The sequence below is a fragment of the Variovorax rhizosphaerae genome, from assembly GCF_037889975.1.
Taxonomy (GTDB): domain Bacteria; phylum Pseudomonadota; class Gammaproteobacteria; order Burkholderiales; family Burkholderiaceae_C; genus Variovorax; species Variovorax rhizosphaerae.
Genome location: NZ_JBBKZT010000004.1, coordinates 26,543 through 50,623, shown reverse-complemented (window position 1 = coordinate 50,623; position 24,081 = coordinate 26,543). Strand labels below are relative to the sequence as shown.

The window sequence follows — 24,081 nt, the reverse complement described above, 5'->3', positions numbered from 1 at the left end:
CCATTTACCCAGGAGCTATCCATGACCCAGGATGTATTTGTCGCCGGTGTCGGCATGATCCCCTTCACCAAGCCGGGCGCGAGCGAGCCCTATCCGCAGATGGCCGCGAAGGCCACGCGCGCGGCGCTCGCCGACGCGGGCATCGGCTACGAGCTGGTGCAGCAGGCCTATGTCGGCTACGTCTACGCGGACTCGACCGCAGGCCAGGCCGCGCTCTACGACGTCGGCATGAGCGGCATCCCGATCGTCAACGTCAACAACAACTGCTCCACCGGTTCGACCGCGTTGTTCCTCGCGCGGCAGGCCGTGGCCAGCGGTGCGGCCGAATGCGTGCTGGCGCTGGGCTTCGAGCAGATGATGCCTGGGGCCTTGGGGGCAGTGTTCAAGGACCGCCCGACGCCCTTCGAGCGCTTCGACAACGCAGCGAACGAACTTGTCGACGAGCCCCAGATTCCGCTGGCGCTGCGCTACTTCGGTGGCGCGGGCCTGGCGCACATGAAGCAGTACGGCACCCAGCTCTCCACCTTCGCGAAGGTGCGCGCCAAGGCCAGCCGGCATGCGGCCAACAACCCGCTCGCGCTGTTCCGCAACGTGGTCACGGAAGAAGAGGTGATGAACGCGCCGGTGATGTGGCCCGGCGTGATGACGCGGCTCATGGCCTGCCCTCCCACCTGCGGCGCGGCGGCGGCCATCATCTGCTCGGCCGACTTCGCACAACGCCATGGCCTGGACCGCAGCGTGCGCATCAAGGCGCAGGCCATGACGACCGACAAGCCGATCAGCTTCGAGGCGCGCGACATGCGCGAGGTGGTCGGCTTCGGCATGGCGCAGGCTGCGGCGCAGCAGGTGTATGAAGCGGCCGGCATCGGACCCGGCGATGTCGATGTGGTCGAGCTGCACGACTGCTTTGCGCAGAACGAACTCATCAGCTACGAGGCGCTGGGCCTGTGCCCGATCGGCGGCGCGGAGCAGTTCATCTGCGATGGCGACAACAGCTATGGCGGCAAGGTGGTCACCAATCCTTCCGGCGGCCTGCTGAGCAAGGGGCATCCGCTCGGCGCGACCGGACTCGCGCAGTGCACGGAGCTGGTCCAGCAACTGCGCGGCACCGCCGACAAGCGACAGGTCGAAGGCGCGCGGCTCGCGCTGCAACACAACCTCGGCCTGGGCGGCGCCTGCGTCGTCACCCTCTACGAACGCGTCTGAAAGGGACATTGAATGATCGACAAGAAATGGATCGGCCACCAGTTGCCTGCATCGGTGCTCCCGATCGAGCGCAGCCGCCTGCAGTTCTTCGCCATGGCCATCGGCGAGACCGATCCCGTCTACACCGATGCCGAAGCCGCACGCGCCGCCGGCTATCCGGACCTGCCCGCCCCGCCCACCTTCCTCTTCGCGGCCGAACTCGACTCCGGCGCCTCCAACCAGTTGCTGACCGACCTGCAGATCCCGCTGGCCAAGCTGCTGCATGGCGAGCAGGGCTTCAGCTACCACCGGCCCGCCTGCGTCGGCGACGTGGTCACGGTGCGTTCGACCATCGAGGACATCTACGACAAGAAGAACGGCGCACTCGAGTTCGTCGTGAAGACCTCGCGCGCCACCAACCAGCGCGATGAGCTGGTGGCGGAGCTGCGCACCGTCATCGTCTGCAGGAACTGAATGCGGGAGCCGGAACCCACCATGACCACCCTCACCTTCGACACCGTACAAGTCGGCGACGAGCTTCCCGCCGTGCAGCTGCCGCCCGTCAACCGCACCGCGCTGGCCCTCTTCGCCGGCGCCTCGGGCGACCATAACCCGATCCACATCGACACCGACTTCGCGCGCCGCTCCGGCATGCCCGATGTGTTCGCGCAAGGGATGCTCGGCATGGCCTGGCTGGGCCGCGTCGTCACCGGCTGGGCGCCGCAGAGCCGGTTGCGCAAGTTCGAGGCGCGCTTCCAGGGCATCACGCACCTGGGCAATGCGATGCGCTGCAGCGGCCGCGTGGTCGAGAAGCTGGCGGACCACCACGGCGAGCGCTGCGTACGCATCGAGGTGCACAGCGCCAACCAGTTCGGCCAGACCAAGATCGCCGGCGAAGCCATCGTCGCATTGCCCTGAAACTCCAAGAGAAAACACACATGACACGCAAGCTCGAAGGCAAGGTCGCCCTCATCACCGGCTCGGGCCGCGGCATCGGCCGCGCGATCGCGCTCAAGCTCGCCAGCGAAGGCGCGCGCATCGTCATCAACGACCTCGACGCGGAGCCGGCCAACGAGGCAGTGCAGGCCATCAAGGACATCGGCGGCGAGGCCGTGGCCTGCACCGGCAACGTCACCGCACCGGACTTCGCCGAGCGCTTCGTCGGCACTGCCGTGAGCGAGTTCAAGGGCCTCGACATCGTCATCAACAACGCCGGCTACACCTGGGACAACGTGGTCCAGAAGATGACCGACGAGCAGTGGTACGCGATGATCGACTGCCATCTCACCGCGCCCTTCCGCATCCTGCGCGCCGTGCAGCCGGTGATCCGCGCACTGAGCAAGGCCGACACCGAGGCCGGCCGGCGCGTGGTGCGCAAGGTGGTCAACATCTCGTCGATGGCGGGGCTGTTCGGCAACGCGGGGCAGACCAACTACTCCGCCGCCAAGGCCGGCGTGGTCGGCATGACTCAGACGCTGGCCAAGGAATGGGGGCGCATGAACGTGACCGTCAACAGCGTGGCCTACGGGTTGATCAAGACGCGGCTCACCGGCAATGCAGCGGAAGCGGGCACGGCCAACATCGACGGGCGCGAGATCAAGGTCGGCGTCAACCCCGGGCTCATGGCGATGATGGAGCAGACGATTCCGCTGGGCCGCGGCGGTACGCCGGAAGAAGCGGCCGGCGCGGTCTACATGCTGTGCATCCCGGAGTCGGACTACGTGAGCGGGCATACGCTGGTGTGCAGTGGTGGCCTGAGTGGAATCTAGGCCATGAGCACGCACGTCCGCACCACGCTGAAAGACGGCGTTGCCACGCTCACGCTGGACAGGCCACAGGCGCTCAATGCCTTGAGCCCGGCACTGATCATCGACCTGGCTGCCGCGTTGAAGGCAAGCGCCGCGAACGAAGGCACCCGCGCCATCGTGCTGACCGGCACGGGCCGCGCATTCTCTGCGGGCGGCGACATCGGCTGGTTCGGCGAAGTGCTCGGCGGTGGCCGCGAACATGCGCAGGCCCAGATCGCGGGCTACATGGAGAGCGAAGGCAATCCGCTGACGCTGGCCATCGCGGACTGCCGCGTGCCCGTGGTCTGCGCCGTCAACGGTCCGTGCGTCGGTGGTGCCGTCGGCATCGCGCTCGCGGCCGACATCGTGATCGCGGCGCGCTCGGCCTATTTCCTCGTGCCGCAGGTGCCGCAGCTGGGCGCGGTGCCGGACCTCGGCGCTACGTGGATGCTGTCCCGCCTGGTCGGGCGCAGCCGCGCGCTCGGCATCACCTTGCTCGGCGATCGCATCGACGCCACGCAGGCAGAACAGTGGGGATTGATCTGGCGCAGCTTCGATGACGCGGCGCTCGCCGATCAGGCACATGCGATCGCGCAACGCCTGGGCAACGCGTCCCCTGCCGCCGTTCGCGACACGCGGCGGCTCATCGACGAAGCACCCGCCCACACGCTCGCGCGCCAACTCGACGAGGAACGCGACGCCCAGCGCGCGCATGTGGGCGCCGACTTCTTCAACGCGGCGTGCACGCGTTTCCTGGCCCGCACGGCCCGCGACTGACACATCGGCGAGACAGCGTTTACATCACGCCGTCGCGCCCTCAGAATTCGCTCTCCCTCAACAGGAGAGCTCGCATGGATCTCGGACTCAAGGGCAAGCGCGCCGTCATCACCGGCGGCAGCCGGGGCATCGGTCGCGCCATTGCCGAATGCTTCGCGGACGAAGGCGCGCACACCTCGCTGTGCGCGCGCAAGGCCGAAGAGGTGCAAGCAACAGTTGCCAGCCTCAAGGCCAAGGGCGTCAACGCCTTCGGCCAGGCGGTCGACGTGGCCGACGCGGCCGCCCTGAGCGCATGGATCACCGCCACCGGGGGAGAACTCGGCGGCATCGACGCACTGGTCTGCAACGTCAGCGCACTCGCCGTCGGCGACAGTGCAGAGACCTGGGAGAAGTCCTTCCGCACGGACATGATGCACACGGTCAACGCCGTGGCCGCGGCCGTGCCCTTCCTCGAGAAATCCGACAGCGCATCGATCGTGCTCATCTCCAGCGTCTCCGGCTTCGAGGTCGACTTCGCCGCCGGCTCCTACGGCGCGATGAAGGCCGCGCTGATCCACTATGCCAAGGGCCTGAGCCGCCAGCTCGTCGCCAAGGGCATCCGCGTCAACTGCGTGTCGCCCGGCAACACCTACTTCGACGGCGGCATCTGGCAGACCATCGAGAACAACATGCCCGACCTCTATGCCTCCACGCTCAAGGTCAACCCGACCGGCAAGTTCGGCAGGCCGGATGAGGTGGCCAAGGGCGTCGTCTTCCTCTCCAGCCCGGCCGCCAGCCGCATCTCCGGCACCAACCTCGTGATCGACGGCGCGCTCACCGTCGCGGTGTAGCAGCAAGGAGCACGCAGTCATGGGCCACACGATCCACAAGGACCACATCCACCACGGCTGGAACAACGCCTTCGCGCCGGTGTTGAAGATCGCCCCGGGCGAGAGCATCGAGTTCGAGACGCTCGACGCCTCCTCGGGCCAGTTGAACAAGACCTCCACCGCCGCCGACCTGGAGAAGCTCGACCTCGGCCGCGTCAACCCCGTCACCGGCCCGGTCTACATCGATGGCGCAAAGCCCGGCGATGCACTCAAGGTCACCGTGCTGTCGCTGAAGCCCTCGGGCTGGGGCTGGACCGGCAACATCCCCGGCTTCGGCCTGCTCACCGACCAGTTCCCCAACGCCCGCCTGCACCACTGGAACTACGACCCCGGCCTCACACCCGCGATGTACGGCCCCGGCGGCCGCGTGCCATTGCGCCCCTTCACCGGCACCATCGGCGTCGCGCCCGCGGAGCCCGGCCTGCACAGCATCATTCCGCCGCGCAACGTCGGCGGCAACATGGACGCGCGCGACATCGCCGAGGGCTGCGAGCTCTACCTGCCGATCGAGGTCGAGGGCGCGATCTTCTCGGTCGGCGACACCCATGCCGCGCAAGGCGATGGCGAGGTCTGCGGCACAGCCATCGAAAGCCCCATCGACGTCGCACTCAAGTTCGAACTCATCAAGGGCGCCAACCTGCGCATGCCGCGCTACGTCACGCGCGGCCCGGTCACCGATCACTTCGACAAGAAGGGCTACGAGGTCACCACCGGCATCGGCCCCGACCTCATGGCCGGCGCGCGCATGGCGGTCTCCGAGATGGTCGAACTGCTCAGCAAGCGCTACGGCTACGAACCCATCGACGCCTACATGCTCTGCAGCGTCTGCGCCGACCTGCGCATCAGCTCCATCGTCGACGTGCCCAACTGGGTCGTCTCCTTCTATTTCCCAAGGATCGTCCTGGAATAGCCGCGTCGCCCGTACGACAGACCTGAGGGCAATCCCGCGAAACGATTTCCCCCTGCTGATGTAGTGTTCGCATGCGCGCCGGGAGGCTCGCAGCCCGGCCGCAAGTTCAACATCACATCGGAGTTATCGATGAAGTATTTGCATGTGTGGAGCGTGGCCGCCGCGGCGACCCTGTTGACGGCTTGCGGTGGTGGCGATGACGGCCCCCGCTTCTTCTTCCCGCCCGCCGGCGTGACCCCAGTCACCCCGGTCAGCACCGGCACGCTGGTGGAACCGCAGGCCACGGTCACGACGCTCACCAAGGCCCAGATCGACGCCGGCACCAAGTCCAGCGGCCTGCAGGCCCTCAGCGGCCTGGCGCAGTGCGATGTCAGCGTGATCGCGCTCAACTACACCACGCTGGGCGCCAAGGGGGAATCCACCAATGCATCGGGCGTGCTGTTGGTGCCCGCCGGCGCGTGTGCCGCCAATGCTCTGCCGCTGCTGGCCTATGCCAAGGGCACCGACGTGCAGAAGCCCCGCACGCTGGCCAATCCGGCCGATCCTGAGACGCAACTGCTCGCCGCCATGTACGCCGCGCAGGGCTATGCCGTGGTGGCCACGGACTACCTCGGCTTCGCCAAGTCCCAGTACGCGTTCCACCCCTACCTGCATGCCGATTCCGAAGCCCGCTCGGTGCTCGACGCCGTCCGCGCGGCGCGTGTGGCCGTGACCAACCTGCAGGGCACCCTGTCGGGCAAGGTCATGTTCACCGGCTACTCGCAGGGCGGCCACTCGTCCATGGCGGCGCACCGCGCGGCCGAGCGCGACTACCCGCTCGAATTCAACGTGGTCGCCGGCGCGCACCTGGCCGGGCCGTACAACCTGTCCGGCGCGACCAAGCTCGGCATTGCGCCGCTGGGCTACCAGTTCTTCGTGCCCTTCCAGGTCACGTCCTACCAGAAGGTCTACGGCGACATCTATGCCAAGACCAGCGATGCCTTCAAGGCGCCCTATGACAGCTACATCGAGGGCCTGCTGCCGAGCGCGACGCTCAACTACACCACGCTCGTGACCAGCGGCGCGCTGCCCGGCGCCAACGGGGAATCGCCCGAGCAGGCGCGCGACCTGATGTTCCAGCCGGCCTTCCTGAGCGACGCGCAGACCAACTCGTCCAACACCTTCTACCTCGCCGCGAAGAAGAACGATCTGCTCGGCTGGAGCCCGCGCGCCCGCACCCTGCTGTGCGGTGGCGCCGGTGATCCGACCGTGCCGCCGATCGTCCATCAGATCCCGATGAAAGCCGACTTCGATGCGCGCGGCGTGACGACGGTGACCTCGGTCGACGTCGACCCGCAGATCCAGGCGACGTACGGCCCCGGCGGTGCCGCGCCCACGGACCAGACCTCGGCCGCCTTCAGGACCTACTACGGCTCCTACCACGGCACCTACGAGCCGCCCTTCTGCCACGCCGCAGCGCGCCGGTTGTTCGACGCGCTCAAGTAGGCGGCGAAGCTCAGCGCGTGCCGACCACGCGCCCGATCCACGCGAGGAGGACCGCGAACACCTCCTCGCGGTTGGTCTCGTTGAGCGTCTCGTGGCGCGCGCCGCCGAAGACATGGCAGGACACATCGCGCAGCCCCGCCTCGCGATAGCGTTCGACCAGGGGGTAGAACCACTGCGCCTTGTTGCTGACCGGATCCTGGTCACCGGTGAACAGGAAGACCGGCAGGTCGGCGCGGATGCGCGATTGCATCGCCGCCGGCGCCAGGTCGGCCAGGCCGGCGAACATCGAGCCCATGCCCTCCGCCGTGACCGTGAAGCCGCATAGCGGATCGGCGATGTAGGCATCGACCTGGGCCGGGTCACGGCTCAGCCAGTCGAAGGGCGTGCGCACGTCAGGCAAGGCGGTGTTCATGTCCTCCAGCTTGAAGCCGCTTTGCAGCGCGGCGCCCAGCAGGTCCAACGCGGAGGTGCCCGAGAGCACCGCGCCCGAGAGCAGGTGGCTGTGCTTCACCAGGTAGTACTGCGTCGCGAACGAGCCCATGCTGTGGCCGATGAGGATCAGCGGCAGGCCTTCATGCGCGGCGCGTGCATGGCGGCTGAGTTGCGCCATGTCGTCCACCAGCCCGTCGAAGCCGCGCGGCCCGAATTCGCCCAGCTCGCCCAGCACCTGCGCACGCTTGCCATGGCCCCGGTGCTCGTTCGCATAGACCACGTGACCCGCCTGCGTCAACGCCTCGGCCAATGCCCGATAGCGCAATGAATGCTCGCCCATCCCATGCGCCAGCTGGACCACGGCGCGGGGCGCGTCGCTGCCCAGCCAGCGGTGCGCCTCGATGACATGCCCATCGTTGGCGGTGAGGTCGAAGTGCGTCTCGGTGCTGCTCGTCATGCGATCGGTCTCCGTTTCTTGTGGACGCCCATCCTAAGACCTTGAACCTGCTTCAGATCGCGCCCACCCTCCCCGTCACCGGCAGCACGATCCCCGTGATGTAGCTCGCGCACACCGGCGAGGCCAGGAACACATACGCGGGCGACAACTCCTCCGGTTGCGCCACCCGCTTGAACACCGTGTCGCGGCCGAACTTCTTCACGTCACCGGCCTCCTTGTCGGCCGGGTTCAGCGGCGTCCACACCGGCCCCGGCGCCACGGCATTGACGCGGATGCCCTTGTCGATGAGGTTCTGCGCCAGCGCCTTGGTGAACGCGTGGATCGCGCCCTTGGTGGCGGAATAGTCGAGCAGCTTGCTGCTCCCGGCCAGGCCGGTCACCGAGCCGGTGTTGATGATCGAGCTGCCGTTCTTCAGGTGCGGCACGGCCGCCCGCGCCATGCGCATGTAGCCGCCGATGTTGGTCTGCAGCGTGAGGTCGATGCGTTCGTCGCTGAGGTCCTCGATCTTGCCGGCATGCATCTGGAAGGCCGCGTTGTTGACCAGCACGTCGAGCCGGCCGAAGGCCTTCAGCGTCCGCTGCACCGCGCGCTCGCAGAAAGCGCTGCGTCGCACGTCGCCGGCAATGAGCACGCAGCGCCGGCCCTCTGCCTCCACCGCGGCGCAGGTCTGCTCAGCGTCGGCCTTTTCGCTCAAATAGACGATCGCCACGTCCGCGCCCTCGCGCGCAAACAGCACGGCCACCGCACGTCCGATGCCCGAATCGCCGCCGGTCACGATCGCCACCATGCCTTCCAGCTTGCCACTGCCCTGGTAGTCGGGCGCCAGGTAGCGCGGCTGCAGTTTCATGCCGGCCTCGCCTCCCGGCTTCCTGAGCTTGTCTGGCGGCAGGCGGCTCGGCTGCACCCGCGTTCCGGCCTGCACGGCCTTGCTGCTCGTTCGGGTGGCGGGTGTGGCGCGGTCGCGCGCGTCCTGCTCGCGCTGGATGGCGGCATGCCTGCGCACCAGCGCGGCCCGCGCGCTGGCGGCGGTGGGGGTTGAACTTGCCATGCCCGTCTCCTTCGGTGAATGCGGATGGGTCCGATGTTCGGCACGAGCCCCCCTCCGGCCTGTCGTCCAACACCGATGAACTGCAGCGAAATTTGCCCGCCGTCCTACAGGGAATATCGCGAGAGGTCAGGCGCTGGTCAGTCGATAAGATCGCCTTTTTTGGCCATAGGGACTCCCATGAAGCAACTGCTCGCCTTCACCGCCATCGCCGCCGCCGCGGTGGCCGCCACCTTGCCCGCGCACGCCGAGGATTTCCCGGCCGGCAAGCCCGTCACCATCATCGTGCCCTTCGCCGCCGGCGGCCCGACCGACCGCGTCGCGCGCGATCTGGCCGAGGCCATGCGCAAGCCACTCGGCGGTGTCAGCATCATCGTGGACAACACGGCCGGCGCCGGCAGCACCATCGGCAACGCCAAGGCCGCCCGCGCCAAGGCCGACGGCTACACGCTGTTGCTCACGCACGTGGCCATGGCGACCACGCCGGTGCTCTACCGCAAGCTGCCCTACAACTACGAGACCGACTTCGAGTACCTGGGCATGATCAACGACGTGCCCATGACCGTCATCGGCAAGCCGCAGCTGGAAGCCAAGAACTTCAAGGAACTGCGCGACTGGATCGGCAAGCAAGGCGGCAAGGTCAACCTGGGCAATGCCGGCATCGGCTCCGCATCGCACCTGTGCGGGCTGCTGTTCCAGAACGAGCTGAAGGCCGACATGACCCCGGTGCCGTACAAGGGCACCGCACCGGCGATTGCCGACCTGATCGGCGGCCAGATCGACATCCTGTGCGACCAGACCACCAACACCACCTCGCAGATCGAGGCCAAGAAGGTCAACCCCTACGCCGTGACCACGCTCAAGCGCCTGACCACCCCGGCACTGAAGGACATCCCGACGCTGGACGAGTCGGGCCTGAAGGGCTTCCAGGTCACCATCTGGCACGGCCTGTACGCGCCCAAGGGCACGCCCGCGCCGGTGCTGAAGAAGATCAATGACGCGCTGAAGGTCGCGCTGAAGGATCCGGACTTCATCAAGAAGGAAGAAGGCCTGGGTGCGGTCGTCGTCACCGACAAGCGCGTGGAACCTGCGGAGCACAAGAAGTTCGTGCAGGCGGAAGTGGCGCGCTTTGGTCCCGTCATCAAGGCGGCAGGGCAGTACGCCGACTGATCATCTCCCGCCACGCGTCCCCGAGACTGCCGCCGCACCCGCAAGGGTCGGCGGCTTTTTCCTGATGCCGATGGACCGTCGCGTTCGACGCGTTGCGCGGAACCCGGCGCTCGCCCGCTCGCCCGCTCGCCCTGTCGACCTGTCCACCTGTCGACCTGTCGACCTGTTGGCCTGTTGGCCTGTTGGCCTGTTGGCCCGTTGGCCCGTTGGCCCGTTGGCAAGATCAGTTCATCGCCGCGGATTCAATTCAAGACCCGTGGCACTGCCTGCATGGTGCACGACGCGTCAAGGCCCGCGCCGCTCCACCGTGGCGCGCTTGCGGCCCGTCACCATCGACGCCGCAAGGTTCTCGCGATGGCGCCAGCTCATCCACAACACCGCTGACACGTGGATGCAGGCCAGGCCCAGCACCGCCCAGGCCGCGCCACGGTGCAGCAGGTCCAGCCAGGCCATGCCCCAGAACGCGTCCAGCGTGTAGAGCCAGCCCGTGAGGCACGCCACCAGCGTGCAGGCCAGCAGCGCCACGACCATCCAGCCGCCGAGCGGGTTGTGGCCGAGGTACCGGCGTTCGCGCCCGCGCAGCACCTCCCCGGCGTAGCGCAGCACGGCAGCGGGCGCGCGCACGAAGCTGGCAAAGCCCGCATTGCCGCCACCGGCCAGCCCGAGCAGCACCCGCACCGCGACCGCCGCAAGCGCCAGGTAGCCTGCACCGTTGTGCAGTGTCTGGCGTTCCTCGCCGAAGCACCAGGCGACCACGATCCCGGCCACCAGGCACCAGTGCAGCAAGCGCTGCAGCACGCTCCAGGTGCGGACCCATGCGCCCTCGAGGCGGCTCATGACAGCCGCGCCCTCAGGACGGCTGCGCGATCTCGCCCACCTTCTCGAAGGTCTTCGGGTCGAAGAACATCTCGACGCGACGGCCCGTCGGGTCGAAGCCATAGACCTCGTAGCAGCCGTTGAAGGTCTTGACCTGCCGCACCTTCCAGCCTTCGCTGGTGAGCTTGCGCTGCAGTTCCATCTGCGGCTTCATCTCTTCCTTGGGCACGGCGGGGCATTTCACCGCGTTGTGGTCCACGATCTGGGCGGAGGCCGTGCCGATCGAGGCTGCGGCGAGCAGCGTGGCGAGCAGGCGCTTGCGGGGGGAGTTCATCGGGTTCCTTTCAAAGCGATGCAATGCGTGACGGTCACCGGTGTCACTAGACATCCAGCCACATCCGCAGGAGGTTGTGATAGGTGCTGGTGAGGCCGATCACGCCGGCATCGGTCTCGCCATAACGGCTGCGCAAGTGGCGCAGGTGGTTGTCCATCTCGTAGAGCAATCGGCGTTGCTCGTCGCTGCGCACCATGCTCTGGATCCAGAAGTAGCTGGCCAGCCGATGACCGCGCGTGACCGGCAGCACGCGGTGCACGCTGGTGCCGGGGTACAGCACCATGTCGCCGCAGGCCAGCTTCACCCGCTGTTCGCCGAAGGTGTCCTCGATCACGAGTTCACCGCCGTCGTAGGCGTCCGGGTCGGCCAGGAACACGGTGCAGGAAATGTCGGTGCGCACGCGGCCGGCGCCATTGCGCAGGAAGCGCACCGCGCTGTCGACATGGTTGCCGAAGCTGTTCGCGGTGCCGCCATAGCGGTTGAACAACGGCGGCGAGATGTGCTTGGGCAAGGCCGCCGAGAAGAACACCTGGTGTCGCTCCAACCCGCGCAGCAGCAGGCCTTGCAGTTCGCGCGTCTCGTCGCAGTCCTCGCGCAGCTGCTCGTTGTTCTTGGCCTGGGCGGACTGCTCGCCCGCGGTCAGGCGGCCGTCTTCCCACGGGGCCCGCGCCAGGATGGCGGCGGCCTGCGTCGCCTCGGCGGGGGTCAGTACTTCCTTGATGTGTAGCAACATCGCTCGACGATACCTCTGCAAGAACCAGAACCGAAGGCCGCGTGCCCTCTTGCGTGCCTTCTGCGTCCCGGGAGCGCCTGCCGCGGGCCGGCAGCGCAACCCGCGGAACAAGGCCGCGCCCCCTGGGCGCGCCAGGTCAGAACCGTGCGCCCACCGTGAACAACACCGAGCGCTTGGCGCCGGCGATCACGAAGCCCGGATACAGCTGGTCACCGTACAGCTTGTTGGTCACGTTGTTCACGTTGAGCTGCGCATACAGGTCCGGCGTGAACTTGTACTCGGCCATCACGTCGCCGACCACGTAGCCCGGCGTGCTGGCGGTGCGGCTCGCAGCGCCCGAGCCACCTTGCAGCGGCCGGTTTTCCGAAGCGCCGTGGATGCCCGCGCCGAAGCGCAGCTTGGGCGTGGCCTGGTAGCTGACCCACATCGCGCCGCTGTGGCGCGGCGTCAGGCCGACGGGCGAGCCGACGATGCCGGGGCCGACAGTGCTGCCGGCCGCGTCGATGGTGGCCTCGTCGATGTACGAGTAGGAGAGATACACCTCCCACTGCGGCGTGAGGCGGCCGACCACGTCGATTTCCACGCCCTGCGCATGGCGCTTGCCGGACAACAGGTAGGAGCTGCCGGCGAAGTCGGAGTCGGTGGTGCGCTCGTTGGTCTTCTCGGTCTTGAAGATCGCGGCGCGCGTCGACAGCTTGCCGTCCAGCCAGTCGAGCTTGGCGCCGATCTCGAAGTTGCGGCTCTTCTCCGGTGGCGTGTTGGCGGTCTGCGGCGACACGTACTGGTAGGTGTCGGCCGACGAGTTGAACGAAGTGCCGTAGGAGATGTGGTACGACTGCGTCGGCGTGGGCTGGAACAGCACGCCGGCACGGTAGCTCCATGCGCCTTGCGACAGGTGCGTGGTGGTGGTCACGGGGAACGGGCTGCCCGGGCGGTAGAGCTGCACGCCGCCGGTGCACCCGTTGGTCGGGTTGGCGATCGTGGCGTTGGTGTTGCGGTTCACGCACGAGGGGTTGGTGTAGGTGTACTGGTCGAAGTCGCCGGTGAGCTTGTCGTACCGGACGCCGCCCAGCACCTTCCACATCGGCGCCACCTCCACCAGGTCCTGCGCATAGACGCCCCAGGACTTGGCCGAGTAGCCGCTCGAGTCGCGGTAGACCGGCGTCAGGCCGGTGCCGGTCAGGCCCGCGCCGTTGTCCGGCGTACCGACCAGGGTGTTCGGCCGCGTGCCCAGCGCCAGGCCGCGCCCGCTGTTGTTGAAGAGGTAGGCGTTGTTCTGGTAGCGGTCGGTGTCTTCCTTCGAGCCATCGATGCCGGCGAGCAGGCTGTGCTTGGTGCTGCCCCAGTTGAATTCCTTGCTGTAGTCGCTCTGCACATAGGTGCCCCTGTACTCGTCCTTGCGCGGCGTGAGGCCGGCGCGCTGCAGCACCGTGAAGTCGTTGAGGTTGGCGGCGGTGGTGGGCTGGCCGAAGGTGGCGAGGAAGCCGGCCACCGTCGTTTCCTGCTGGCGCTTGAAGGTGCCGCTGCGCAGTTGCGTGCGCAGCGAGCTGCCGTCGTCGAAGATGTGGTTCCAGGCCGCATTGGCGTAGTTGGCCTCGCCCTTCAGCTTGTCCTGGGTGGTGCCGTAGAAGTTGCCCGGCGGGATGTCCGCGATGGAACTCATTGGTCCGATGGTCGGCAGGCCCGCGGCCGTGAAGCCGGAGACGCCGTAGCGGCCGTTCGGCAACCAGCGGATGGCCGACAGCGGGATGTTGTCCACGTCGAGGTGGAACGCGCCGATGGTGAACTCGTCACGCGTACCGATGCCCCAGCTGTACGAGGGCGCGATGCCGTTCTTGTCGATCTTGGCGCCGCCGTTGTCGGACGTGTTCCACATGGCGTTGATGCGCAGGGCCGAGGTCTCGGTCAAGCGCTTGTTGAAGTCGGCGGTGCCGCGCACGTAGCCCTCGGAGCCCACCGTGCCCTGCAGGTCGGTCTGGTCGGCCAGCAGCGGCTTCTTGCTCACCTGGTTGATCACGCCGCCTGTCGACCCGCGGCCGAAGATCATCGAGGCTGAGCCGCGCAGCACTTCGATGCGGTCGAGGTTGAAGGTGTCGCGGTCGTACTGCGAGGGGTCGCGCATGCCGTCGATCAGCAGGTCGCCGGTGGTGGCCACCGGAAAACCGCGCAGGCGGATGTCCTGGTCGGTGCCGTTCTCGGTGGCGGCGAAGGTGATGCCGGCGGTGTAGTGCAGCGCATCCCTCAGCGTGTCCATGCGCACGTCGTCCATCAGCTTCTCGGTGACGACGGTCAGCGATTGGGGGACGTCGCGGATCTCCTGCGTGCCCTTGCCGATGTTGGTCTTGGTGGTCTGGACATCGTTCTTGTTGTCGGTCTCCCCGGACCCCGTCGCCGTGATGGTGGGCAGTGTGCCCGCAGGCTTGGGCTCGGCAGCGGCCGTTGGCGCCGGCGACTGCGCCCAGCTGCTGACGGACGCGGCCAGCATCAGCGCGCCGAGCGGAAAGGCGGAGGCCTCGCGCGCGATGGCACCAATGGTGGATGCGGGGGATGGGACGGAGCGCGAGACGCGCAGACGACGTGAACGAGCCATGAGGCCTCCAGAAGAGCCGCTTTTTGTCAGCGGCAAGGTGGAAGGCTGGCTGGCACACACGCGGTGGACGCGGAGGCTCTGGCTCGCCAAATGAGAACTGTTACGGAGTATATCGATCGACTGGCGAAAGTAGTCCTTTCGGGGACAACGGCCTGGCGAAAACCGAAACGGGTGTCGCTTTTACAAGACTGTCAACCTGGGAACGGCGGCGCGAGGCGCCTGAATGTGCCCTGATTGGCGATTCAGCACGGTTCGCCGCTTTTTCCACGATGCATGCGAAGCACGCCCAATTGCTGCGCCATGGACACGAGACAGCGTGCTCCCGGGGGCGCCGCTGGCGGCTGGCGGCTGGCGGCTGGCGGCTGGCGGCTGGCGGCTGGCGGCTGGCGGCTGGAGGGAGCGGCCGGCAGGTCGCCGCGTCGAGCGCCGCCGACACCCAGCGCCTGCCGCAGACCGCCGGCTACTTCGGCCGGATGGCGTCCGCCGTCCCCTGGATGAAGGCCTTGATCGCATCGATGTCCCCCGCCGACAGCTTGCCGGTGAAGTCCGGCATGCCGCGCGACATCGCCGGGCCGGCGAGCACGGACTTGTCCAGGTTCTCGATGAAGGACGCGTCCATGTAGCCGAGGTTGGGGATGTTGCCGCCGCGGTCCACGCCCGGCACGCCGTGGCAGAACACGCAGTTGCTGACGTAGAGGTAGGTGCCGGCCTCGACCTTGGCCGGGTCGTACTTCACGCCCTGCACCAGCTTGTCCATCTTGTACTGCACGAAGTCGGGCGCCTTGGCGGTGCCACCGATGACGAAGGTGTAGACCGTGCCCGGCCCCTGCCGCTCGGTGGCCCGCTGCGCGAGCCCGTAGACGCCGCCCCAGCCCACCGCCACCGACACGTACTGCTTGCCATCGACCAGGTAGGTCGCCGGCGCGGCGACCACGCCGGTGCCGGTGGGCGTTTCCCAGAGCTTCTCGCCGGTCTTGGCGTTGTAGGCGACCAGGCGGCCGTCGGCCGTGCCCTGGAACACGAGGTTGCCGGCCGTGGTCAGCGTGCCGCCGTTCCAGGGCGAGGCGTGCTCCACGCCCCAGGCTTCCTTCTGCGCCACCGGGTCCCACGCGACGAGGCGGCCCGAGGGCTTGCTCTTGGGCGGCTCCGCATTCGCGAACATGCCGGTGTTCCAGCCCAGCGCCGCATGCGGCCGGCCCGCCTTGTTCTCGTCGAACTTCCAGTCCTTGTCGTCCATGAGGTTCAGCGGCACGTTCTGCGACGGCAGGTAGGCCAGCCCGGTCTGCGGGCTGTACGACATCGGGTGCCAATTGTGCGCGCCAAAGGGGCCCGGGATGCTGTCGCCCGGCTTCTCGTTCTGGCGGGCGGCGGCCACCTCGATCGGCCGGCCGTTCTTGTCATAGCCCGTGGCCCAGTTCACCTCGGTGAAGTTCTTCGCCGAGATGAACTTGCCGTTGGTCCGGTCGATCACGAAGAAGAAGCCGTTCTTCGGCGCATGCAGGATCACCTTGCGCGCCTTGCCGCCGACCTTGATGTCGGCCAGGATCATCGGCTGCGTGGCGGTGTAGTCCCAGTTGTCGCCCGGCGTCTCCTGGTAGTGCCAGACGTACTTGCCGGTGTCGGGATTCAGCGCGACGATCGACGACAGGTAGAGGTTGTCGCCGCCCTTGGGGCTGCGCTTCTTGTGCGCCCACGGCGAGCCGTTGCCGGTGCCGACGTACATCAGGTTGAGCTCGGGGTCGTAGGTGATCGAGTCCCATGCGGTGCCGCCACCGCCGGCTTTCCAGTACTCGCCCGACGGGTCCCAGGTCTTGGCCGCCTTGGCCATCGACGCATCCTCGAAGGGCTTGGACGGATCGCCCGGCACCACGAACCAGCGCCACTTCTGGTCGCCCGTGTTGGCGTCGTAGGCCGTGACGTAGCCACGCACGCCGTATTCGGCGCCGCCGTTACCGATGACGACCTTGCCCTTGAACACGCGCGGCGCGCCGGTGATGGTGTAGGAGCCCTTCTGGCCCTCGATGGTGTTCTTCTCCCAGACCACATTGCCGGTGGCCGCGTCGAGCGCGATCAGGCGGCCGTCATAGGCGGCGACGAAGACCTTGCCCTGGTAGAGCGCGACGCCGCGGTTGACCACGTCGCAGCAACCACGAAAGCCCTTGGATTTGTCGACCTTGGGGTCGTAGCTCCAGATCTTCTGGCCGGTGCGCACGTCGATCGCATGCACCACGCTCCACGACGCGGTGACGTACATGATGCCGTCCACCACCAGCGGCGTGGCCTCGACGCCGCGCGTCGACTCCAGGTTGTAGGTCCAGGCGAGGCCCAGTTGCTTGACGTTGCCGGCGTTGACCTGGTCCAGCTTGCTGAAGCGCGTCTCGGCATAGTCGAGGCCGTAGCTCGGCCAGTCGGGGGTCTTGGCGGTGTTGGCGCGGATGAAGTTGCCGTCGACCTTCTGCGTGGCGGCCTTGATGGCCTCCGGCGAGCCCTTGGCCTGCGCCTGCACGACGCCCGGGGCGCCAAGACAAAGCAACGCACCGAGCAGCAGCCCGGCATTGAGTGTTCTCATCGAGTCGTCTCCGGTTGTTTGATCCGAGCATCGTTTGATTGAGACCTTTGTTCACCTTGGGGAATACCCGATGGGCGCTCGACAGCACCGCCACGCTGCACTGGGAAACTGGACGACGCTGGCTTTCAAATGATCGTGCAGCGGCTCTCCGGCACAGTCCTGCGCATCGAAAATGCCCCTCATGTCCCCTACCTTCGCAACCTTCGTCCGATTCGAATTGCCAGAGTCCTGCCATGCCTGACAAGCTTCCGATCAACATCAACGACCTGCTGCGGCAGCGTACGGTAGAAGGCGAGCGCATCGAATACAAGGCGGGCTGGAATCCGGATCCGATCCTGCGCACCATCTGCGCGTTCGCCAACGACTTCGCCAACCTTGGTGGCGGCTATGTCGTGATCGGGCAGGACTGCGATGACAACGGGCAACCCATATTTCCGCCAGTGGGCCTGACGGTCGACCGACTCGACAGGATCCAGCAGGAGTTGTTGGCCCATTGCCAATTGATCCAGCCGCCCTACTTTCCAATGCTGAGCGTCGAGGTTGTGGAGGGACGCCATCTCATCGTGCTTTGGGTGCCCGGTGGGCAGACGCGGCCCTACAAAGTGCCGACATCGGTCACGGCCAGGCACAAGAACTGGCACTACTACGTGCGCCGATATACAAGCACCGTCGAAGCCAAAGGCGAGGTCGAACAGGAGTTGCTGAGCCTGACGGCGAAGGTGCCATTCGACGATCGCTTCAGGCAGGCTGCGCGCATTGGCGATCTGTCGCCCCGGCTGATGCAGGAGTTCCTGGCGGAGGTGGGCAGCGATCTGGCCGACGACGCGCCCGCGCTGTCGCCCGAAGCGCTGGGCCGGCAGATGAACGTGGTCGGCGGTGCGGCGGAAGCGCCCATGCCAAAGAACGTGGGGCTGTTGTTCTTCAACGAAGCGCCAGAGCGCTTCTTTCCGGGCACGCAGATCGACGTGCTCTGGTTCCCCGACGGCGCGGGCGGTGATCGCTTCGAGGAAAAGACGTTCAAGGGCCCGCTGGGACGAATGACTCGCGAGGCGCTCGACTACATCCAGCGCAACTACCTGGCGCAGACAGTGACCAAACATCCGCAGCGCGCAGAGGCCGAGCGGGCCTGGAACTTTCCTTATGCCGCGATCGAGGAAGCGGTGGTCAACGCGGTCTATCACCGCGCCTATGACGAGCGCGAGCCCATCGAGGTGCGCATCGACCGTGCTGAACTCGTCGTGCTGAGTTTTCCGGGGCCAGATCGCTCGATCAAGCTGGCCGACTTGCAAGCGGGTCGTGCGGTGAGCCGCCGCTATCGCAACCGGCGCATCGGGGAGTTCCTGAAGGAACTTGAACTGACCGAGGGGCGCGCGACCGGCATTCCGAAGATCCTGAAAGTAATGGCCGCCAACGGCTCGCCGCCTCCGGTGTTCGAAAGCGACGACGAGCGCACGTCATTCGTGATCCGGCTGCCTGTGCATGCGAGCGCGAAAGTGACAACCCCGGAATTCACCGACCAAGTCACCGACCAAGTCACCGACCAAGTCCTGAGCCTGCTGCGGCTGGCCGCGGGAGGTGAGCACTCGCGCCGCTCTTTGCAGGAAGCACTCGGATTGAAGCATCCCCCACACTTTCGTGAAGCATATTTGCAGCCAGCAGTTGCAGCGGGCTTGCTCGCAATGACCTTGCCGAACCAACCCACGAGCCGATTGCAACGCTATCGGCTCACTGTCAAAGGGCAGGCCCTGCTGGCACTGACCGCCGCGACCAGGCCGTGAATCAAACCGCACAGTGCTGAAGGTCGTCTCGCATCGCTGATCGGACGAAAAAAAACCGCCGTGGCCTTCGGGGCCCGGCGGCTTCCTTGCAAGCAGCCCATCGGCCGCCCGCTTGAAGACCCCTCAGGGTCAAGCGTCGATCACTTCGGCCGCACCGCGTCGGCTGTCCCCTGGATGAACGCCTTGAGCGCATCGATGTCGCCCATCGACAGCTTGCCCGTGAAGTCCGGCATGCCGCGCTCGGTGGCCGGTCCCTTCAGGATGAACTTGTCGAGGTTCTCGATGTAGGCCGGGTCGAGGTAGCCGAGGTTGGGGACCGTGCCGCCGTTGTTCACCGCGGGCACGCCATGGCAGGCCAGGCAGTGCTCCACGTAGAGGTAGGTGCCGAGTTCGGCCTTGGCGGGGTCGTACTTCACGCCCTGCACCAGCTTGTCGGCCTTCTTCTGCACATAGTCCGGCATCTTCGCGGTGCCACCCACCGCGAAGGTGTAGACGGTGCCCGGTGCCAGCGTGTCGGTGTGGCGCTGGGCGATGCCGTAGTTGCCACCCCAGCCCACCGCCACGGAGACGTATTGCTTGCCGTCCACCAGGTAGGTCACGGGCGCGGCGAGCACGCCGGTGCCGGTGGGTGCTTCCCAGAGCTTCTCGCCGGACTTCGCGTTGTAGGCGACCATGCGCCCGTCCGCGGTGCCCTGGAACACGAGGTTGCCCGCCGTGGTGAGCGTGCCGCCGTTGCTTGGCGCCCCGTAGTCCACGCCCCATGCTTCCTTCTGCGCCACGGGGTCCCAGGCCACGAGGCGGCCGGCCAGCTTGCTCTTCGGCTGCTCGACGTTGAGGAGCTTGGCGGTGTTCCAGCCGGTGCCGGATTGCGGCTTGGCGGGCGCAGCCTGGTCGAACTTCCAGTCCTTGTCGTCCATCAGGTTGATGGGGATGTGCTGCGACGGGAAGTAGGCCAGCCCGGTCTGCGGGTTGAACGACATCGACTGCCAGTTGTGCGCGCCGTACGGGCCCGGGATGGCGTCGTAGGGCTTGCTGCCGTCCCGCGCGGCCGGCACCTCGATCGGGCGGCCGTTCTTGTCATAGCCCGTGGCCCAGTTGACCGGGACGAAGTTCTTCGCGGAGATGAACTTGCCGTTGGTGCGGTCGATGACGAAGAAGAAGCCGTTCTTCGGCGCGTGCATGATGACCTTGCGCGACTTGCCCTCGATCTTGAGGTTGGCCAGGATCATGGGCTGGGTCGCGGTGTAGTCCCAGTTGTCGCCAGGCGTCTCCTGGTAGTGCCAGACGTACTTGCCGGTGTCGGGGTTGATCGCGACGATCGACGACAGGTAGAGGTTGTCGCCGCCCTTGGGGCTGCGCAGCTTGTGCGACCACGGCGAGCCGTTGCCCGTGCCCACGTACATCAGATTGAGCTCGGGGTCATAGGTGATCGAGTCCCATGCGGTGCCGCCGCCGCCAGCCTCCCAGTACTTGCCCGAGGGGTCCCAGGTCTTCACGGCCTTGGCCATCGACGCGTCTTCCAGGGGCTTGGACGGATCGCCAGGCACGACGAACCAGCGCCACTTCTGCGCCCCGGTCTTCGCGTCATAGGCCGTGACGAAACCGCGCACGCCGTACTCTGCACCGCTGTTGCCGATGACGACCTTGCCCTTGATCACGCGCGGTGCGCCGGTGATGCTGTAGGCGCCCTTCTGGCCTTCGACGGTGTTCTTCTCCCAGATCATCTTGCCGGTGGCCGCGTCGAGCGCGATCAGCCGGCCATCGAAGGCGCCGAAATACACCTTGCCTTCGTAGATCGCGACGCCGCGGTTGACCACGTCGCAGCAGCCCTTGTAGGCCTTGGTCTTGTCGACCTTGGGGTCGAAGGTCCAGAGCTTCTGGCCGGTGCGCGTGTCGATGGCATGGACCACGCTCCAGGAGGCGGTGACGTACATGATCCCGTCGACGACCAGCGGCGTGGCTTCGACGCCGCGCGTGGACTCCAGGTTGTACGACCAGGCCAGGCCCAGTTGCTTGACGTTGCCGGCGTTGACCTGGTCGAGCTTGCTGAAACGCGTCTCGGCATAGTCGAGGCCGTAGCTGGGCCAGTCGGCGGTCTTGCCCGCACCGTTGGTGCGGATGAAGTTGCTGTCGACGCGCTGGGTGGCGGCGAGGCGGGCTTGCGTGCCCGGGTCCGTTGCCTGCGCCTGGGCGATTGGAGCGCCCATGCCAAACAACGCCGCGAGTGACATCGCGGCGGCGAGTTTATTCATCGATTGGTCTCCTGCATGAACCTCAAGGATCCTGAGATTCCGTTTCTTGTTCACCCTCGGGAAATCCCGCAGGGCACCCCTGTTCCAATTGGGAACATATCACAGACTTTTTCGCGTCGAAGGAAGCTCCGATGCGCTTGAACATGCCAGTAGCAACTACTCCACCATTGCAACTTTTCGCGAGCACACGGGTGCAGCGCGTGGCCTCGGCGCGCAGGCAATTCTTCGAGGAAGGGGTGCGCCCCTCCGGGCTGGTCGGCGAGGCCGTGCTGCAGTCGTGGATGCGATGCAGGCGCGGCCATACCGACACCCAGCGGCCGGTGAAGATCGCGCCCGTCACGTCGAGCCGACTGCATGCCGCGATGGGGCGCAATCGCCAACTGCTCGATGTCGCCCGGCCCGAACTGTCGGCCATGGAAGGCGCGCTGGGCGGTACCGACTGCCGCGTGATCCTGACCGACCCTTCCGGCGTGGTGCTGCACGTGACCCGGCACCACGCGGGCGTGCACCAGCCCGTACTGGGGCACGCCCGCGTCGACGTCAACGTCTGCGAGACCGTCGTCGGCACCAGCGCGCCGGGCATCGTGGTCGCCACCGGGCAGGCCTGCGCCGTGTCTGGCGGGGAACACTACTTCGACGCACTGGGCCAGATGCAGTGCGCGGCCGCGCCAGTGCGGGATGTCCATGGCCAGTTGGCGGGCGTGCTCGACCTGACGACGGAAGGTCGGCCCTTTGCTTTCGACGCGGCCTCGCTGGTGGCCCTGCATGCGACGACCATAGAAAACCAGTTGCTTCAGGCGCAGTCGCGCGACCATCTGGTCCTTTGCTTCCAGGCCAGCCCGGCACTGCTGGGCACGCCACTCGAGGCACTGGCCGGCATTTCCGGTGCTGGCACCGTGGCCTGGCTCAACGATGCCGCCAGGCGACTCACCAGTGGCCTGCAGGGAGATGAGCGCGAACTCGAAAGCCTGTTCGGCCTCGACCTGGCCAGCCTGCTTCGGCTGGCCCGTCAATCGACGGCACAACCGGTGCGGCTGGGCAACGGGCTGGGCGTGTGGATGCAAGCCCGCCTGACGGCGGCGGATGGCATTGACTTCCGGCATGCCGTTGTCCTGCCCGACGAGACGCCTGACCTCGTCGTGGCCGAATGCACCGGCACGCTCGCGTCCGCCTTGCTGCCGCAGGTGCAGCAGCCCGTTGACGAGCCTGCGCACAGCGACAAATGGAAGCCCGGCACGCTGCTCGACCACAACCGCAAGCTGATCGAAGAGACCGTTGCAGCGTGTGGCGGCAACCTGTCGGAAGCAGCCCGGAAACTGGGGGTGTCGCGCGGCACGCTGTACCGGCGCCTGCGTGCGTCGCAACAGCCTGAGACGACTTCGCAATAACGCATAACTGCATTGAATCGCCTTGCCGTGCTATAGCACTGTCTGCGGCGATCCGCCTTCTTCTGCGCCTGATTGCAAAGTCGTATGAGACTTCGCAAGCAACCGCATGACTGCGCCAGATCGCCATCGCGTGACCCGCGACGCATGAAGCCAGATGCGGTCGACAGGGGCCGGTGCGGTCCTCAGACCCGGCGCGTCAGCAATCGCGGGCTGGCCTTTTCGCGCCGCTCCACCGTGTTGGGGTGCATCGGCCGCAAGTAGTCGTGCAAGGCCAGCGCAGCCGCGCCCACCGCGGGCGCCAGCAATCCGTGGCGTGCGGCGCGCACCACGGGCGGCGGCATGCCTGCGGCCTCGGCATAGCGATGCACCGTGTCGATCGCGCCTTGCAGGAACTCGGGACGGTTCACGCAGGTGGCGCCGCCGACGACGATCGCGCGCGGATCGAAGGTGATCCACAGGTTCTGCAGCAGCACGCCCAGCATCTGGCCCGCGCGGCGCTCGTCGCCCGGCTTGCTGCCCAGCATGCGCGAGCCGAAGAAGGCTTCGGCACAGCCGCGCCTGCCGCAGGAACACAAGGGCCCATCGGCCTGCAGGATGGTGTGGCCGATCTCGCCGGCCATGCCCTGCGCGCCGGTGAAGAGGCGGTCGTTCAGCACGATGCCGGCGCCCACGCCCACATCGCAATCGACAAAGATCAGTGGGTCTTCGCCCTCGCCGTCGCAGAACTCGTATTCGCCGAGCGCGGCGACGTCGGCTTCGTTCTGCAATTGCACCGGCACGCGCGGCAGGCCGGCCGCGGCGAAAGCCTCGGTGAGCAGCGGCAGCAGGTCGAGCCGGCGCCAACCCAGGTTGGGCGCGAACAGCACGATGCCGGTGGCGTCGTCCACTGCGCCCGGCACGCCCACGCCGATGCCCGTGATTTCCAGCCCTCGCGCAGCAATCGCGTCCCATGCCTGCGCGCACATGGCTGCCGCTTGCGTGCAGGCGGCCGCTGGCTGGGTGCTGTGCAAGGTCTGTGCGTCCGAATGCAGCACCTCGCCGAGCAGCGACACGCACACCACGCGCATCGTTTCCACGCCGATCTCGATGCCCGCCAGCGCGCGCACCTGGTCGTTGATGAACAAGGGCGTGGACGGCCGCCCCAACCCGTCGACGACGGCCGCATCGGATTCGGTAAGCCAGCGGTCCTCGATCAGTTCGCGCACCAGTCCGCTCACGGTCGACTTGGTCAGCCCGCTCTCGCTGGCCAGCCGCGCCCGCGAAAGCCCCGGCCGCGCACGCAACAGCCGCAACAAGACACTGCGGTTGATGCGCTTGAGCAGTTGCTGGTCACCGATGGTTTTCATGATCCGGATTTATCAAGAGTCCTGTTCCAGAAGCACCGCGGTACCGGCTTTGCCGGGCTGCTGGTGGCGCCCCCGGTGGGGGGTGGTCGGCCTCTGCGAAGTGAGGCCGACCTGGGGAGGAGCAACATCCTTTTGGACTGCTGGTGTTGCCCCCCGGT

Annotated in this window: 20 protein-coding genes; 11 read left to right on the top strand and 9 right to left on the bottom strand. The window is 67.0% G+C overall.

The window, feature by feature from the left end; genetic code table 11:
* Window positions 1-21 precede the first annotated feature (21 nt).
* The 8 genes from WKW82_RS09440 to WKW82_RS09405 all read left to right on the top strand — a co-directional run bounded on the left by WKW82_RS09440 (window position 22) and on the right by WKW82_RS09405 (window position 7,013).
* Window positions 22-1,206, top strand: coding sequence for a lipid-transfer protein (locus WKW82_RS09440; RefSeq protein WP_340342025.1), 1,185 nt, complete (start codon window positions 22-24; stop codon window positions 1,204-1,206).
* 12 nt (window positions 1,207-1,218) lie between these two features.
* Window positions 1,219-1,659: a MaoC family dehydratase N-terminal domain-containing protein gene (locus WKW82_RS09435; protein WP_340342024.1), complete on the top strand. Its 441-nt coding sequence runs from the start codon at window positions 1,219-1,221 to the stop codon at window positions 1,657-1,659.
* 21 nt (window positions 1,660-1,680) lie between these two features.
* Entirely contained in the window at window positions 1,681-2,103 is a 423-nt protein-coding gene (locus tag WKW82_RS09430; RefSeq protein WP_340342023.1) for a MaoC family dehydratase, read from the top strand.
* Window positions 2,104-2,123: 20 nt separating this feature from the next.
* Window positions 2,124-2,954, top strand: a complete 831-nt coding sequence (locus WKW82_RS09425) for an SDR family NAD(P)-dependent oxidoreductase (protein WP_340342022.1) — start codon at window positions 2,124-2,126, stop codon at window positions 2,952-2,954.
* A 3-nt stretch (window positions 2,955-2,957) separates the two neighbouring features.
* Complete coding sequence (locus WKW82_RS09420; protein WP_340342021.1) at window positions 2,958-3,749, top strand: enoyl-CoA hydratase/isomerase family protein; 792 nt, start codon at window positions 2,958-2,960, stop codon at window positions 3,747-3,749.
* Window positions 3,750-3,823: 74 nt separating this feature from the next.
* Complete coding sequence (locus tag WKW82_RS09415; protein WP_340342020.1) at window positions 3,824-4,579, top strand: SDR family NAD(P)-dependent oxidoreductase; 756 nt, start codon at window positions 3,824-3,826, stop codon at window positions 4,577-4,579.
* Window positions 4,580-4,598: 19 nt separating this feature from the next.
* Window positions 4,599-5,528, top strand: a complete 930-nt coding sequence (locus tag WKW82_RS09410) for an acetamidase/formamidase family protein (RefSeq protein WP_340335043.1) — start codon at window positions 4,599-4,601, stop codon at window positions 5,526-5,528.
* A gap of 129 nt (window positions 5,529-5,657) precedes the next feature.
* A complete protein-coding gene (locus tag WKW82_RS09405) occupies window positions 5,658-7,013 on the top strand; it encodes a lipase family protein (RefSeq protein WP_340342019.1) in 1,356 nt (451 codons plus the stop codon).
* A 10-nt stretch (window positions 7,014-7,023) separates the two neighbouring features.
* Here WKW82_RS09405 and WKW82_RS09400 read toward each other — a convergent pair whose 3' ends face one another.
* Together WKW82_RS09400 and WKW82_RS09395 are read right to left on the bottom strand one after the other, a co-directional pair.
* Window positions 7,024-7,902 (bottom strand): alpha/beta hydrolase, encoded by an 879-nt coding sequence (locus WKW82_RS09400; RefSeq protein ID WP_340342018.1) that lies wholly within the window; start codon window positions 7,900-7,902, stop codon window positions 7,024-7,026.
* A gap of 52 nt (window positions 7,903-7,954) precedes the next feature.
* Window positions 7,955-8,950 (bottom strand): SDR family oxidoreductase, encoded by a 996-nt coding sequence (locus WKW82_RS09395; RefSeq protein ID WP_340342017.1) that lies wholly within the window; start codon window positions 8,948-8,950, stop codon window positions 7,955-7,957.
* Window positions 8,951-9,127: 177 nt separating this feature from the next.
* On the opposite strand from WKW82_RS09395, the gene WKW82_RS09390 reads away from it, so the two are divergent.
* Window positions 9,128-10,117: a tripartite tricarboxylate transporter substrate-binding protein gene (locus WKW82_RS09390; protein WP_340342016.1), complete on the top strand. Its 990-nt coding sequence runs from the start codon at window positions 9,128-9,130 to the stop codon at window positions 10,115-10,117.
* A 285-nt stretch (window positions 10,118-10,402) separates the two neighbouring features.
* Here WKW82_RS09390 and WKW82_RS09385 read toward each other — a convergent pair whose 3' ends face one another.
* From WKW82_RS09385 to WKW82_RS09365, 5 genes are all read right to left on the bottom strand, one after another.
* Complete coding sequence (locus WKW82_RS09385; RefSeq protein ID WP_340342015.1) at window positions 10,403-10,954, bottom strand: cytochrome b/b6 domain-containing protein; 552 nt, start codon at window positions 10,952-10,954, stop codon at window positions 10,403-10,405.
* Window positions 10,955-10,967: 13 nt separating this feature from the next.
* On the bottom strand, window positions 10,968-11,267 hold the full coding sequence (locus WKW82_RS09380) for a PepSY domain-containing protein (protein ID WP_340342014.1): 300 nt from the start codon (window positions 11,265-11,267) through the stop codon (window positions 10,968-10,970).
* 46 nt (window positions 11,268-11,313) lie between these two features.
* The gene (locus WKW82_RS09375; protein ID WP_340342013.1) at window positions 11,314-12,000 is read right to left on the bottom strand and encodes a Fe2+-dependent dioxygenase; all 687 of its coding nucleotides are present in this window, start codon (window positions 11,998-12,000) and stop codon (window positions 11,314-11,316) included.
* 136 nt (window positions 12,001-12,136) lie between these two features.
* Window positions 12,137-14,590: a TonB-dependent receptor gene (locus tag WKW82_RS09370; RefSeq protein WP_340342012.1), complete on the bottom strand. Its 2,454-nt coding sequence runs from the start codon at window positions 14,588-14,590 to the stop codon at window positions 12,137-12,139.
* Between the two features lie 460 nt (window positions 14,591-15,050).
* Entirely contained in the window at window positions 15,051-17,159 is a 2,109-nt protein-coding gene (locus WKW82_RS09365) for a PQQ-dependent dehydrogenase, methanol/ethanol family (RefSeq protein WP_340342011.1), read from the bottom strand.
* 233 nt (window positions 17,160-17,392) lie between these two features.
* Here WKW82_RS09365 and WKW82_RS09360 point away from each other — a divergent pair, with 233 nt between their 5' ends.
* Window positions 17,393-18,937: a Fic family protein gene (locus WKW82_RS09360; RefSeq protein ID WP_340342010.1), complete on the top strand. Its 1,545-nt coding sequence runs from the start codon at window positions 17,393-17,395 to the stop codon at window positions 18,935-18,937.
* Window positions 18,938-19,077: 140 nt separating this feature from the next.
* Here the strand turns inward: WKW82_RS09360 and WKW82_RS09355 are convergent, their stop codons facing one another.
* Window positions 19,078-21,189 carry a PQQ-dependent dehydrogenase, methanol/ethanol family gene (locus WKW82_RS09355; protein ID WP_422823450.1) on the bottom strand — a complete coding sequence of 704 codons (2,112 nt, stop codon included), beginning with the start codon at window positions 21,187-21,189 and terminating at the stop codon, window positions 19,078-19,080.
* 131 nt (window positions 21,190-21,320) lie between these two features.
* On the opposite strand from WKW82_RS09355, the gene WKW82_RS09350 reads away from it, so the two are divergent.
* Entirely contained in the window at window positions 21,321-22,577 is a 1,257-nt protein-coding gene (locus tag WKW82_RS09350; RefSeq protein WP_422823449.1) for a helix-turn-helix domain-containing protein, read from the top strand.
* Window positions 22,578-22,759: 182 nt separating this feature from the next.
* On the opposite strand, the gene WKW82_RS09345 is transcribed toward WKW82_RS09350, so the two are convergent.
* Window positions 22,760-23,923 (bottom strand): ROK family transcriptional regulator, encoded by a 1,164-nt coding sequence (locus WKW82_RS09345; RefSeq protein WP_340342008.1) that lies wholly within the window; start codon window positions 23,921-23,923, stop codon window positions 22,760-22,762.
* Window positions 23,924-24,081 lie beyond the last annotated feature (158 nt).